Below are 12,880 nucleotides of genomic sequence, written 5' to 3'. Positions count from 1 at the left end.
GTGATGGCGGTGTCCGGATCGGGCGCGGTGGTGGCGCGGCGGGTTGCCGATGCGCTTGGCGTGGCCATGTTCGGCAGGGCGGGGCGGGTCGCGGGGGCGGATGCGGTGTTTGACAATGCGCTGGACTTCGCACGCGACATGTTCGCGGCGGGGCGGCCAGTGATCGGGGTCTGCGCGAGCGGAATCCTGATCCGGGCGGTGGCGCCGCTTCTGGCGGACAAGGTGTCGGAGCCTCCGGTTCTGTCGGTGAGCGATGACGGATCGCTTGTGGTGCCGCTGCTTGGCGGGCACCGTGGCGCGAACCGGCTGGCGCGGCAGACCGCGGAGGCGCTTGGTGCGGTTGCGGCGGTCACGACGGCGGGTGAGGTGGCGCTTGGCGTTTCGCTGGACGAACCGCCAGCGGGATGGCGGCTTGGCACGCCGGGATTGGCAAAGGACGCGATGGCTCGCCTGCTCGCCGGGGCCGGGGTGCGGCTGGACGGAGAGGTGGCGGCGGAGGCCGGGTGGCTGGAGGGTTTGGCGGGCCGGGCGCAGTCCACATCTCTGACCCGAGGCACCCCAGTCGCCGGGACATCGGGGGGAGATCCTCGGGTCGAGCCCGAGGATGACGCGGATGTGGTGGTGATCGAGGCGAAGACCTCTCCCCCGGTACCCGGGGTGCTGACCTTCCACCCGGTGCGCTTCTCCCTCGGCGTCGGTTGTTCGCGCAACTGTCCGCCGGAAGAACTGGCCGCGCTGGTGGCGGAGGTGCTGGCGGAGGCCGGGGTCGCGCCGGGGGCCGTGTCGGCGGTGCATTCCATCGACGTGAAGGCGGACGAGGTGGCGGTGAACCGGCTGGCGTCCGACCTCGGACTGCCGCTGCGGATCTTCACGGCGGAGGAACTGGAGGCGGAGACGCCGCGCCTGGCGACTCCGTCGGATGTGGTTTTTGCGGAGGTCGGTTGCCACGGCGTCTCCGAAGGCGCGGCTTTGGCCGGGGTTGGACCGGAGGGGCGGCTGGTCGTGGCCAAGCGCAAGACGGCCAATGCCACCTGCGCGCTGGCCGTGTCGCCCGAAGTGATTGAGGTGCCGCGCGGGCGGCGTCGCGGGCGGTTGTCGGTGGTCGGGATCGGGCCGGGACAGGCGGCCTGGCGGACACCGGAGGTGTCGCGCCTGATCGCGGAGGCGGAGGAGCTTGTGGGATACGGGCTCTACATCGACCTGCTCGGGCCGCTGGCGGCGGGGAAACATCGCGCGGACTTCCCGCTTGGCGGGGAGGAGGACCGCTGCCGCTATGCGCTGGAACGCGCGGGAGAAGGGCGCGACGTGGCGCTGGTCTGTTCGGGGGACGCGGGGATCTATGCCATGGGGGCGCTGGTCTTCGAACTGCTGGACCGCGTCGACGAAACCGGCGTGAGCGCGGCGGCAAGGCGGGTGGAGGTGGTCTGCTCTCCGGGCGTGTCGGCGCTGCAGGGGGCGGCGGCGCGGGCGGGGGCTCCGCTCGGGCACGATTTCTGCGCGATCTCCCTGTCGGACCTGCTGACACCGCGGGACGATATTCTGCGGCGGCTGCGCGCTGCGGCGGAGGGGGATTTCGTCGTGGCCTTCTACAACCCGGTCAGCAAGACGCGGCGGACGCTGCTGGCGGAGGCGCGGGACATCCTGCTGGCGCATCGTCCGGGGGATACTCCGGTGATGCTCGCCACCTCGCTCGGACGGCCGGAAGAACATGTGCGCTACCGGCGGCTGGACCAGCTTGAGGTGGATGAGGTCGACATGCTGACGGTGGTGCTGGTCGGGTCGTCGAACACCCGGCTGGCCATGCTGGGTGAGGGGCCGCGGATGTTCACGCCGCGCGGCTATGCGCGCCGGATCGACGGGGATCTCGTGGACGTGGGCAACCGGCATGTCGGGGCCGGGGCGGTGTGGGAGCCGGGAGAAGGGGACGCCCCCCGGTCTGCGGGCGAGGCCCTGTATATCGGCAAAACCAAAGAGGGACAGCGGCAATGACCGTCTATTTCATCGGGGCGGGACCGGGGGATCCGGAACTTCTGACGCTTAAGGCGCAGCGGCTGATCGGGGCCTGTCCGGTCTGCCTTTACGCCGGGTCGCTGGTGCCGGAGGAGGTCGTGGCCTGCGCACCGGAGGGCGCGCTGGTCAGGGACACGGCGCCGATGACGCTGGACGAGACCCATGCGGAGATCGTCGCCGCGCATGGCCGGGGCGAGGACGTGGCGCGGGTACATTCCGGCGATCCGTCCCTTTACGGCGCGATTGCCGAACAGATCCGGCGGCTCAGGACGGACGGCATTCCGTACGAGATCGTCCCGGGCGTGCCGGCCTATGCGGCGGCCGCGGCGGCGCTTGGCCAGGAACTGACGGTGCCCGAAGTCGCGCAGTCCATCGTTCTGACGCGGGTGAGCATGAAATCGACCGCCATGCCCGCGGGCGAGACGCTGGAGAATTTCGCCCGGACCGGGGCGACGCTGGCGATCCATCTGGGCGTGCGGAACCTGCGGGAGATCGAGCGGCAGCTGGCGCCGCATTACGGGGCGGACTGCCCTGTGGTCGTGGCCTATCGCGTCGGCTGGCCGGACCAGATGTTCATCCGCGGGACACTGGCGGATATCCAGGGCAGGGTCAGAGCCGAAAAGATCACGCGGACCGCGCTGATCCTTGTCGGTCCGGTGCTGGGCGAGATACGGGATTTCCGCGACTCCGCCCTGTATGACGCCGCGATTCCGCATGTCCTCCGGCCACGCGTGCGGGCAGGGCAGGACTGACAGAGCTTTTCGGGCACAGCTTTTCCGGAAACAGACTGGAACCGAAGCCTTAACTTGACGCTTACGTCATCGGGTTCATGCTGTGACCCGGGAGGAGCGATCATGACCACCTATCTGCCCAGAGAGGTCCGTGAGGGACTTGAAGCCGCGCATCGGCTGGCCCTGCGCCGGAAAAACCGTCTGCGGGTGGTCGTGGGGGATCAGGTCTTTCCGATCCTGCGGCTGCGCGATCACGGCATGGTGGTTCCTGCCGACGGCGCGCCGCGACTGCGCGGGCTGGTGGATGTCTACGACGGGGGGCGGCATCTGTGGCAGTGCCTGATCGTCGCCTCGGCTCAGGACGGCCAAGAGATGCAGTACGAGTTCAAGCGCCAGACCGCGGCAGAGACGCTGCCCGCGCTGGATTTCGAACTGCCCGACACGCGTCCTGCCGGGCTGCTGCCCCGCGTGTGATTCGCGTTTTCCGCTTGTCGATCGCTCTTTTCGGGCCCGAATCCGGGACTTGAAGCCGTTGTTTCGGCGGTACTTCCCGGTCTTGGAAAGCCTCGCACCCCTAAAAATAGCTGACATTGTAAAATGTTTTCAAGGAAACTAACTGTCGGACCTTCTCCGGGTTTGACAGGTTGAGGGGGCGCGGTCATCCTTGCCCGGCGCGATGCCGGTGTCCCCGGTGCAGAGCCCGAAAACGGGCCCCGGACCCCTTGGTCCGGCAGGGGGCGGCAAGAGCATCGCCTGATGACGGGAGGAACACATGTCATTCATGAAGACGGCACTTCGCGGGATTGCCGCCGCGGCGCTTCTGGCCGGGACGAGCACCGCTGCCCTCGCCCAGGAAGTCACCCTGAAACTGCATCAATTCCTGCCGGCGCAGGCCTCGGTTCCGAAGGAAATTCTGGACGTCTGGGCGGACAAGATCGAAGCCGACAGCCAGGGCCGGATCAAGGTGGAGCGCTATCCCGCCATGCAGCTTGGCGGGCGTCCGCCGGAGCTTTACGATCAGGTTCTCGACGGTGTCGCCGACGTGATCTGGACCGTAACGGGCTATACACCGGGCCGCTTCCCGCGCGCCGAGGTGTTCGAGATGCCGTTCATCATGACGAATGGCGAGGACACCAGCCGCGCCTACTGGCAATATGCCGAGAAGCATCTGCTGGATCAGGACTACAAGGACGTGAAGGTCATCGGGCTCTGGGTGCATGGTCCGGGACTGATCCATTCCAAGGACCCGATCAACTCGGTCTCCGATCTGAACGGGGTCAAGCTGCGAGCGCCGACGCGGGTGACGAACAAGATGTTCACCGACCTGGGCGCAACCACCGTGGGCATGCCGGTTCCGGCGGTGACGGAGGCGCTGTCCAAGGGCGTGATCGACGCGACCGTGATCCCGTGGGAGGTGACAACCGCGCTGAAGGTGTCGGAGCTGGTGACGAACCACACGACCTTCCCGAACAACTCTCTCTACACCACGACCTTCGTGTTCGCGCTGAACAAGGACAAGTACGACTCCATGCCCGATGACCTGAAGAAGGTGATCGACGACAACTCGGGCGAGGAGTTCTCGGCCTTCGCGGGCAAGACGATGCAGGCGGCGGACGACCCGGCTTATGCTTTCGCCAAGGATCGCGGCAACAACATCATCGAACTGACCGACGACCAGATCGCCGAGTGGAAGGCCGCGGCCGCTCCGGTGGAAGCCTGGTGGATCGAGGAGATGAAGGGCGCCGGGATCGACGGCCAGGCGCTGCTGGACGAGGCGAAGTCGCTGATCGAGGCGAATACCAAGTGAACGTGACGGATCGCGCCCCGGTGCGCGATCCGTCCGCGCCGGACCCGTCGCGGTCCGGCGTTTGTTTTCGGGCAGGGGCCGGACGGGGGCGGCTTGCGGCATGACACGTTTTTTTCTGAGACTGGCGCAGGTGGCCGCCTTCCTTGGCGGGATCATCCTGACGGTGCTGATCCTGCTGACGGTGGTGTCGGTTGCGGGGCGGGGCATCAACACGCTGATGCACGACCTGATCGGGGCCGGGGTTCTGGCCGGGTTCGCGCAGATGGTGCTGGATGCGGGGGTCGGGCCGGTGACGGGCGACTTCGAACTGGTTGAGGCGGGGATCGCCTTCTGCATCTTCGCCTTCCTGCCGCTGGCGCAGATCACCGGCGCGCATGCCTCGGTCGACATCCTGACCTCGGTCTTTCCGGAGGGGGTCAACCGGTTGCTGACCGCGCTGTGGGAGGTGCTGTTCGCGGTGGTGCTGATCGTCATCGCCTGGAAGCTCTACGACGGGATGGCGGGCAAGATGCGCTACAACGAAACGACGATGCTGTTGCAGTTCCCGGTGTGGTGGGCCTTTGCGCTGTCCCTGACCGGGGCGGTCGCGGCGGCGGTGGTCGCGGTCTACGTGGCGGCGCTGCGGGTTGGTGAACTGGTCACGGGCCGGGTTCTTCTGCGGGTCGAAGGGGGCGCGCACTGATGAGCAATTTCGACATCGGACTGCTGTCCTTCCCGGTTCTCATGGCGCTGATCTTCCTGCGCATGCCGATCGGTCTGGCGATGTTCGCGGTCGGTTTCGGCGGGCTTTACGCAGTGAATGGCAATGCCATCGTCGCGCTGGCCCGGCTGAAGTCCGAGACCTATTCGACCTTCTCCTCCTATTCGCTGTCCATCGTGCCGATGTTCCTGCTCATGGGGCAGTTCGCCACGCTCGGCGGGATGAGCCAGGCACTGTTCAAGGCGGCGGAGAACTGGCTGGGGCATCTGCGCGGCGGCGTGGCCATCGCGGCCATCGGGGCCTGTGCGGGCTTTGGCGCGATCTGCGGATCGTCGCTCGCCACCGCGGCGACCATGGGGCAGGTCGCCCTGCCGGAGATGAAGCGCTACGGCTATTCCGGCGGCTTCTCCTCGGCCACGCTGGCGGCGGGCGGGACGCTTGGGATACTTATCCCGCCGTCGGTCATTCTTGTCGTCTATGCGATCCTCGCCGAACAGAACATCGCCAAGCTGTTCCTGGCGGCCATGGTGCCGGGGATTCTCGCGGCCATCGGCTACATGATCACCATCGCGATCTACGTGCGGGTGAACCCGGATGCGGCAGGGGTTCGGCCTCCGGTGCCGATGGCAGAGCGGTTCCGGGCGCTGATCGATGTGCTGCCGGTGCTCATCGTGTTCCTCGTCGTGGTCGGGGGCATCTACCTTGGTGTCTTCACCCCGACGGAAGGCGCGGCGGTCGGGGCCGCCGGCACGGGCATCATCGCGCTGCTGAACGGCGGGCTGAGGGGACGGGCCTGGGCGGACAGCTTCTATGCCACGGCGCGCAGCACGGCGATGATCTTTTTCATCGTGCTCGGCGCGGCCTTCTACAACGGCTTCCTCGCCCTGACCCAGGTGCCGCAGGAGCTCGCCTCCTGGGTGGTGGAGCAGGGTCTGAACCCGTGGCTGGTGCTGGTGATGATCCTGGTGCTCTACCTGATCTTTGGCTGCCTGATGGACAGCCTGTCGATGATCCTGCTGACGATCCCGATCTTCTTCCCGATCGTCTCCGCGCTCGACTTCGGGATGGGACCGGAGGAATTCGCGATCTGGTTCGGCATCATCGTGCTGATCGTGGTGGAGGTCGGCCTGATCACGCCTCCTGTTGGCATGAACCTGTTCGTCATCAACTCCATGGACAAGGAAACGCCGATCGTGAAGACCTACGGGGCGGTGATGTACTTTGTCGGGTCGGACATCGTGCGGGTCGCGCTGCTGGTGTTCTTCCCCGGTATCTCCCTGTTCCTGCTGCGAATGCTGTACTGAAGCGGGGCCGGTCCTCGTGCCGGCCCCCGGGGTTTCAGGCGGCCCTGGGTGAGGTCGCGGGCAGGGCGCGCACCGCGTCCTGCGGGGCGGTCCAGTCCAGCCCCTGCGCCTCAGCCACCGGGGCGCAGGTGATGCGGCCCCCGGCGACGTTCAAGCCGTTCAGCAGGTGCGGGTCGCGTTCCAGCGCACCCCTTGTGCCGAAGTCGGCGATCCGCAGCAGGTGCGGCAGGGTGGCGTTGTTCAGCGCATAGGTCGACGTCCGCGCGACGCCGCCGGGCATGTTGGCAACACAGTAGTGCACAATGCCGTCGACCTCGTAGATCGGATCCTGATGCGTGGTCGGTCGGGAGGTTTCGAAACAGCCGCCCTGATCGATGGCGACGTCCACCAGAACGGTACCGGGCATCATGCCCTTCAGCATGTCGCGGGTGATGAGCTTGGGTGCGGCAGCACCGGGTATCAGCACGGCGCCAATGACCAGATTGACGATTCCGGTCATCTGGTTCAGTGCCGTCGCCGTGGAGTAGACGGTTCGGACCCGGCCGCCGAACTGGCGGTCAATGTCTTCGAGCACATCGTGCGAGCGGTCGTAGACCGTGACCTCGGCCCCCATCCCGACAGCCATCTGCGCGGCGTTGCGTCCGACGACACCGCCGCCGATGATCGCGACCTTCGCCGGGGCGACTCCGGGCACGCCGCCGAGGAGGACGCCGCTGCCGCCCTGCGCCTTCTCCAGCGCATGCGCGCCGGCCTGGATCGACATGCGACCAGCCACCTGGCTCATCGGGCGGAGGAGGGGGAGACCGCCGCGCGGGTCGGTCACCGTTTCATAAGCGATGCAGGTGGCGCCGCTGGCTATAAGGTCGCGGGTCTGATCGGGATCCGGGGCGAGGTGGAGGTAGGTGTAGAGCGTCTGGCCTTCGTGCAGGCGGGCGCGTTCGGCGGGTTGAGGCTCCTTCACTTTCACGACGGTCTCGGCCTTCGCGAAAAGCGTTTCGACGTCGGTTATCTCGGCTCCGGCGGCGCGGTAGGTTTCGTCCGTGGCGCCGATGCCGTTGCCTGCGCCGGTCTCGATCAGGACGGCGTGGCCGCGGGCGGTCAGTTCCGCGACGCTCTCGGGCGTAAGGCCGACGCGGTATTCGTGGTTCTTGATCTCCTTGGGGCAGCCGATGAGCATGGCGGGTTCCTCTCCGGTGGCAGGTGCTATGCCATCAGGGGACCACGGATCGGGTGGTGATTTCTTGAAAATCTTCGCGGGTGTGGGGAATTCTTCGAAGAATCCAGCGACGCTGAGCTAAGTTTTAGGAGATTCTCCTGAATTGTGGGGTTCCCCTCCCTAACCCTCCCCTTGGCAGGGGGAGGGGATCAGGGTGCGTGGGTATCCGGCGATCAGGCGGTGCGGAGGCCGAGGATCTCGCGGGCCTGGGCAACGGTCGCCACGGGGCGTTCGTGCTTTTCGCAGATCTCGACCACCCGGCGGACCAGCGCGGCATTTGAGGGCGCAAGGGTGTCACGGTCGAGCCGCACGTTGTCCTCCAGCCCGCAGCGGGCGTGGCCGCCGGCGGGCACGGTCCATTCGTTCACGGTGATCTGCCCGGCACCGATCCCGGCGGCGCACCATTCGCTGTCGGGCAGCAGGCGTTTCATCGTGGCGATGTAAAAATCGAAGGTCTCGCGGTCGACCGGCATGGCGTTCTTCACGCCCATGACGAACTGCACGTAGGGGTGGGCCGCCAGTTGGCCCCGCCGGAACATCAGTGCGGCGTGGTGGATGTGGGAGAGGTCGAAGGCCTCGATCTCGGGCTTCACGTCGTAGGTCAGCATTTCCGACGCCAGCCAGTCCACCAGGTCGGGCGGGTTTTCGTAGACCCGCGTCGGAAAGTTGTTCGATCCGACCGACAGCGACGCCATGTCGGGGCGCAGCGACAGGTGGCCGCCGCGCGCCTTGCCGGCCCCGGATCGGCCGCCGGTGGAGAACTGGAGGATCATGCCGGGACAGTGCTTTTCCAGACCTTCCTTGAGACGGGCGAACTTCTCCGGGTCGGAGGAGGGCGTTCCGTCGTCGTTGCGGACATGGGCATGGCAGATGGTGGCACCGGCCTCGAACGACTCGTGGGTCGACTCGATCTGTTCCGCGACGGTGACGGGAACGGCCGGGTTGTCGGCCTTGGTCGGAACGGAGCCGGTGATGGCCACGCAGATGATGCAGGGTTTCTGGGTCATGTCGGTCCTGGCCGGTATTGATTGTCGGTGTCAACTTTCCCTAGGGCAGGCCCCCGGGTTTGTCCAGCATCCCGCCACGGGGCGGGCTTTGCAACGGAAAGGGGCGCCCCGCAGGACGCCCCTTCGCTTGCCATGAGTGGCGGGATCAGCCGGCCTGGCCAACCGGCAGCAGAACGCGGTCGATCACGTGCACGACGCCGTTGGACTGGTCGACGTCGGCGGTCGTCACAGTTGCGACGCGGCCGTTTTCGTCCTTCAGCTTCAGCATGCCGCCTTCCATGTAGGCTTCCAGCTGGCAGCCGCCGACGGTCGGAACGACGTGCATGCCGCCGTCATCCGAGATCATCTTGTTAATGTCGGTCGAGAAGGCTTCGGTGGCGACGACGTGGCAAGTCAGGATCTGCTGCAGCTGCTTCTTGTTGCCTTCTTCCATCAGCTTGTTCAGCGAGGCTTCGGAGATCATGCCGAAGGCGTCGTTGGTCGGTGCGAAGACGGTGAAGGGGCCGTCGCCCATCAGGGTTTCCGCCAGCCCGGCCTGTTTCACAGCGGCCACCAGCGTGGTCAGGTTCGGCGCGGCAGAGGCGTTTTCGGCGATGGTCATGTCAGCCATCATGGGCGCGCCGCCGACGGTCGGGTTTTCCTTGGCGACGGCAATGGTCGCGATGGCGGTGGCGGCAACGGCTGCAATCAGTCTGGTCTTCATGTCAAAGTCTCCTGTTGATGACCGGAGGAGATGTCCTCCGTCTGTGCCCCTAGATACGGGCGGGGCCGGAGATCGGTTTCATGCGGGCAGAGATTTTTCGTTTCCCGGATGTGTCGGCCGCGGAAGTCCGCCGGGCATCCGTTTGATCCTGCGCGGAGAATTGGCGGCGCGGCGGATCGGGCCGATGATTTCGCGGCTCAGGAAGCGGCCGTCCCTGACGGACAGGATGCGCCCGGCGGGCACCATCCGGCGGGCGATGTCGGTCCGGTGGCGGTCGGCGCGGAAGGCGATGCGCTGGCCGGGTGTCATCGCGGCGAGGGCCTGGGGACCGGGCAGGAAGGTTTCCGTGGCAAGGCCGTTGGCCCGCAGCACGACGTGGCGTTCGGTCATGATGTGGACGTAGGTGACATGCTCCGCTTCGAGGTCGAGCCGGGCCTGGCGCCCGATCAGGGCACGGGCGGGCAGCAGGATCGTGTCGTCGGCGAAGTAGAGCGCGGCGAGGACATGGCGGATGCGCACCAGATGCTGCTGCGACAGGCGCAGGTCCCGGGACGGCCGGCCGGGGCCGAAAGCCCCGGCCGGGATCACCACCGGCGCCAGCCTCTCCCGGGCACGGGGACCACAGGAGGAGAGCGAGACTTGGCGGCGGCAGGTCCAGAGGATCGCGTGGGCGTTGCCCTCGGCGTCCTCGATCAGGTCGCCTTCACGCAGGTCGCCGGCCGGGCATTCGCCGCCGGGCACGGAGATCATGGCGTCGGCGGTAAAGCAGACTGGTGTGAACAACGGGTAAGGGGTGGCGTCAATGTCGATGACCACCGCGACAGCACCCGTAAGATCCGGGGGGCCGTCCGGGTAGTGAAAATAGGTGGTGCCGCCGGCCTGGAAAACCACCAGGTCCGAAGGCGACCCGAGCGGCACGGTGCCAACTCCGGGTACGGCCACGCCGGGCGTGGCCGTACCAGAGCCGACATAGGTGATCGGCTGGCCCGAAAGGGTCGCAATCCCGTCGTCTCCGGGCCCGAGAATCCCGTCCACATCCGTGATCGTGTGGGATTCTGGCGTCCCGAATTGACCAAGGACGATCGTCTGTCCGGCGGACAGAAGGTCAAGGACCGTCAGTGCCCCGAGATAGGGCTCAACGTCGATGATTGCGCTTCCCATTCTAACATACTCACTCTTTACTCATCCCTTCCGGGCCACATCCAGGACAGGTTCCGGGGGTCCCGGCCTTTTCCCGATCAAGGCTAACAGCGCCTTGCCAAATCAGGGTGCGGGTCAAATGGGGCTGGAAATGGGCACTTGTTTAAGTTGTATACCGGGGTGCCGGAATTTTCGACGCTGCGGTGCGGCAAGTGCATGGTTTAAAATGAAATTAAATATGAAAATTTGTTCTTACTTTTCAATGCGCGATATCAGGGAACATACCAGGGCGTAGGAAAAGGGTGAATATAACCCTCATATATTGATTTTTTCCGATGTGAAATTTCACAATGGAAAATGCTTGTCAAATGCAACAGCGCATGGTTCTGCCCGACGGATGCCCCATTTCCGCCCCATTTCGCAGGGGCAGAGAGCCCAAGGTTTGCCTTCCACGTACTGACCCGCCCGGGCGAAACCTTCAGCCGAGGAGGCGGCGGGCGATGACCTGGGCCTGAATCTCTGCCGCGCCCTCGAAGATGTTGAGGATTCGCGCGTCGCAGAGCAGTCGGCTGACCGTGTATTCCAGGGCGAAGCCGTTGCCGCCGTGAATTTGCAGGGCGTTGTCGGCGCAGGACCAGGCGACGCGGGCGCCAAGCAGCTTGGCCATGCCGGCCTCGAGGTCACAGCGGCGGTCGTGGTCCTTCTCGTAGGCGGAGAAGTATGTGAGCTGGCGGGCAACGGCGATTTCGACCGCCATCATCGCCAGCTTGCCGGAGACGCGGGGGAAGTTGACCAGCGGCTGGCCGAAGGCCTTCCGGTCGAGTGCATACTGCAGGCCGACGTCCAGCGAGGCCTGGGCCACGCCGATGGCGCGGGCGGCGGTCTGGATGCGGGCGGCCTCGAAGGTCTTCATCAGCTGCCGGAAACCCTGGCCCTCGGTCCCGCCGAGGAGGTTGTCACCCTTGACGTGGAAATTGTCGAAGCCGAGTTCGTATTCCTTCATGCCGCGATAGCCGAGCACCTCGATCTCACCGCCGGTCATGCCTTCGGTCGGGAAGGGGTCTTCGTCGGTTCCGGGGGTCTTTTCGGCGAGGAACATCGACAGCCCATTGTGGTCCGTGGAGTTCGGATCGGTTCTGGCGAGCACGGTCATCACATGGGTGCGGGCGGCGTGGGTGATCCAGGTCTTGTTGCCGGTGATGCGGTAATCGTCGCCGTCCTTGACCGCGCGGGTGCGCAGGGAGGCGAGGTCGGAGCCGGTGTTGGGTTCGGTGAAGACGGCGGTCGGGAGGATTTCGCCCGAGGCGAGCTTCGGCAGCCAGTAGGATTTCTGGTCGTCCGTGCCGCCGCCGAGGATCAGCTCCGCCGCGATTTCGGACCGGGTGGCGAGGGAGCCGACGCCGATATAGCCGCGCGACAGTTCCTCGGACACCACGACCATGGAGGCCTTGGTCAGTCCGAAACCGCCGAGGTTTTCCGGAATGGTCAGGCCGAAGACCCCCATTTCGGACAGTTCCTGGATCACCGACATGGGGATCAGTTCGTCCTTGAGGTGCCATTCATGGGCGTAGGGTTCGACCTTTTCCACGGCATAGCGACGGAACTGGTCGCGGATCATCTCGAGCTCTTCGTCGAGGCCCGAGGCACCGTACATGGTCGCGCCCTTCTGGTCCACGATCAGCGCGGTGAGGCGGGAGCGGGCGGCCTGCGTGTTGCCGGACTGGCAGAGGGTCGAGACGGCGTCGGTGTTCAGCGTGGCCTGATCGGCGGGGGACAGTCCGAGGTCCTGAAGGCGCACGATCTCGTTCTGGGACATCTGGATGCCGCCGATGATCTGCCAGAGGTATTCGCCGAAGGCGATCTGGTGGATCAGCTGCTCCATTTCGCCGAACTTTCCGTCGGCGGTCAGCTTCTCGGCCCATTTCTGCATCTGGCGCAGGGATTCGACGTAGGTTGCCAGCCACGCGAGCCCGTGCGTCGCGGTCTGGTGCTTTTCGACGGCGGGGGTGGTGATCTTCTCTCCGCCCTCCAGCACCATCGCGCGGACCGAGGCCTGCGCCTTGTCCAGAAGCTCCTCTGCCGGGGCAATGGCGGCCGCGGTCAGCGTCAGAAGGTCCGGCAGGATCGTCGTGCCTGCCCCGGTCATGTCCTGTCCGTCATGTGCCATCTGTCATCCCCCTTTTCCGTTCCAGCCGGGCATATCCACTTTGCAGGTGCAGCGCAACAAATATGCGCCCGTGATGCGATGCGCGACCTAATCTT

General features: G+C 65.9%; 11 protein-coding genes. 6 read left to right on the top strand and 5 right to left on the bottom strand.

Annotation, left to right across the window (positions count from 1 at the left end; translation table 11 throughout):
• Positions 1-3 precede the first annotated feature (3 nt).
• The 6 genes from cobJ (at position 4) to IEV87_RS15705 (ending at position 6,552) form a co-directional block, all read left to right on the top strand.
• Positions 4-1,989, top strand: coding sequence for a precorrin-3B C(17)-methyltransferase (cobJ, locus tag IEV87_RS15730; RefSeq protein WP_188479484.1), 1,986 nt, complete (start codon positions 4-6; stop codon positions 1,987-1,989).
• Positions 1,986-2,762, top strand: coding sequence for a precorrin-4 C(11)-methyltransferase (gene cobM, locus IEV87_RS15725; RefSeq protein WP_188478779.1), 777 nt, complete (start codon positions 1,986-1,988; stop codon positions 2,760-2,762). Before cobJ ends, cobM begins: the two co-directional genes overlap by 4 nt.
• 102 nt (positions 2,763-2,864) lie before the next feature.
• On the top strand, positions 2,865-3,215 hold the full coding sequence (locus IEV87_RS15720; protein WP_188478778.1) for a hypothetical protein: 351 nt from the start codon (positions 2,865-2,867) through the stop codon (positions 3,213-3,215).
• A 298-nt stretch (positions 3,216-3,513) separates the two neighbouring features.
• Positions 3,514-4,548, top strand: coding sequence for a TRAP transporter substrate-binding protein (locus IEV87_RS15715; protein ID WP_188478777.1), 1,035 nt, complete (start codon positions 3,514-3,516; stop codon positions 4,546-4,548).
• A gap of 100 nt (positions 4,549-4,648) precedes the next feature.
• Positions 4,649-5,230 (top strand): TRAP transporter small permease, encoded by a 582-nt coding sequence (locus IEV87_RS15710; RefSeq protein WP_188478776.1) that lies wholly within the window; start codon positions 4,649-4,651, stop codon positions 5,228-5,230.
• Positions 5,230-6,552, top strand: coding sequence for a TRAP transporter large permease (locus IEV87_RS15705; protein ID WP_188478775.1), 1,323 nt, complete (start codon positions 5,230-5,232; stop codon positions 6,550-6,552). Before IEV87_RS15710 ends, IEV87_RS15705 begins: the two co-directional genes overlap by 1 nt.
• A 34-nt stretch (positions 6,553-6,586) precedes the next feature.
• On the opposite strand, the gene ald is transcribed toward IEV87_RS15705, so the two are convergent.
• The 5 genes from ald to IEV87_RS15680 all read right to left on the bottom strand — a co-directional run bounded on the left by ald (position 6,587) and on the right by IEV87_RS15680 (position 12,785).
• On the bottom strand, positions 6,587-7,729 hold the full coding sequence (gene ald / locus IEV87_RS15700; protein ID WP_188478774.1) for an alanine dehydrogenase: 1,143 nt from the start codon (positions 7,727-7,729) through the stop codon (positions 6,587-6,589).
• A gap of 212 nt (positions 7,730-7,941) precedes the next feature.
• Positions 7,942-8,775: a 3-keto-5-aminohexanoate cleavage protein gene (locus tag IEV87_RS15695; protein ID WP_188478773.1), complete on the bottom strand. Its 834-nt coding sequence runs from the start codon at positions 8,773-8,775 to the stop codon at positions 7,942-7,944.
• Positions 8,776-8,920: 145 nt separating this feature from the next.
• On the bottom strand, positions 8,921-9,478 hold the full coding sequence (locus IEV87_RS15690) for a fasciclin domain-containing protein (RefSeq protein WP_188478772.1): 558 nt from the start codon (positions 9,476-9,478) through the stop codon (positions 8,921-8,923).
• 78 nt (positions 9,479-9,556) lie between these two features.
• A complete protein-coding gene (locus IEV87_RS15685) occupies positions 9,557-10,639 on the bottom strand; it encodes a Hint domain-containing protein (protein WP_188478771.1) in 1,083 nt (360 codons plus the stop codon).
• A gap of 457 nt (positions 10,640-11,096) precedes the next feature.
• Positions 11,097-12,785 (bottom strand): acyl-CoA dehydrogenase family protein, encoded by a 1,689-nt coding sequence (locus IEV87_RS15680; RefSeq protein ID WP_188478770.1) that lies wholly within the window; start codon positions 12,783-12,785, stop codon positions 11,097-11,099.
• Positions 12,786-12,880 lie beyond the last annotated feature (95 nt).

It is taken from the genome of Primorskyibacter flagellatus, from assembly GCF_014638275.1.
Taxonomy (GTDB): domain Bacteria; phylum Pseudomonadota; class Alphaproteobacteria; order Rhodobacterales; family Rhodobacteraceae; genus Pseudooceanicola; species Pseudooceanicola flagellatus_A.
Note: the sequence above shows the minus strand (reverse complement) of the source record. Positions and strands in the feature narration are given on the sequence as shown.

Excerpts from the sequence above, each read along its gene's own strand:
- IEV87_RS15690 (WP_188478772.1), bottom strand. The coding sequence starts at position 9,478 with ATGAAGACCAGACTGATTGCAGCCGTTGCCGCCACCGCCATCGCGACC.
- cobM (WP_188478779.1), top strand. The coding sequence starts at position 1,986 with ATGACCGTCTATTTCATCGGGGCGGGACCGGGGGATCCGGAACTTCTG.
- ald (WP_188478774.1), bottom strand. The coding sequence starts at position 7,729 with ATGCTCATCGGCTGCCCCAAGGAGATCAAGAACCACGAATACCGCGTC.
- IEV87_RS15705 (WP_188478775.1), top strand. The coding sequence starts at position 5,230 with ATGAGCAATTTCGACATCGGACTGCTGTCCTTCCCGGTTCTCATGGCG.
- cobJ (WP_188479484.1), top strand. The coding sequence starts at position 4 with ATGGCGGTGTCCGGATCGGGCGCGGTGGTGGCGCGGCGGGTTGCCGAT.
- IEV87_RS15720 (WP_188478778.1), top strand. The coding sequence starts at position 2,865 with ATGACCACCTATCTGCCCAGAGAGGTCCGTGAGGGACTTGAAGCCGCG.
- IEV87_RS15710 (WP_188478776.1), top strand. The coding sequence starts at position 4,649 with ATGACACGTTTTTTTCTGAGACTGGCGCAGGTGGCCGCCTTCCTTGGC.
- IEV87_RS15685 (WP_188478771.1), bottom strand. The coding sequence starts at position 10,639 with ATGGGAAGCGCAATCATCGACGTTGAGCCCTATCTCGGGGCACTGACG.
- IEV87_RS15715 (WP_188478777.1), top strand. The coding sequence starts at position 3,514 with ATGTCATTCATGAAGACGGCACTTCGCGGGATTGCCGCCGCGGCGCTT.
- IEV87_RS15695 (WP_188478773.1), bottom strand. The coding sequence starts at position 8,775 with ATGACCCAGAAACCCTGCATCATCTGCGTGGCCATCACCGGCTCCGTT.
- IEV87_RS15680 (WP_188478770.1), bottom strand. The coding sequence starts at position 12,785 with ATGGCACATGACGGACAGGACATGACCGGGGCAGGCACGACGATCCTG.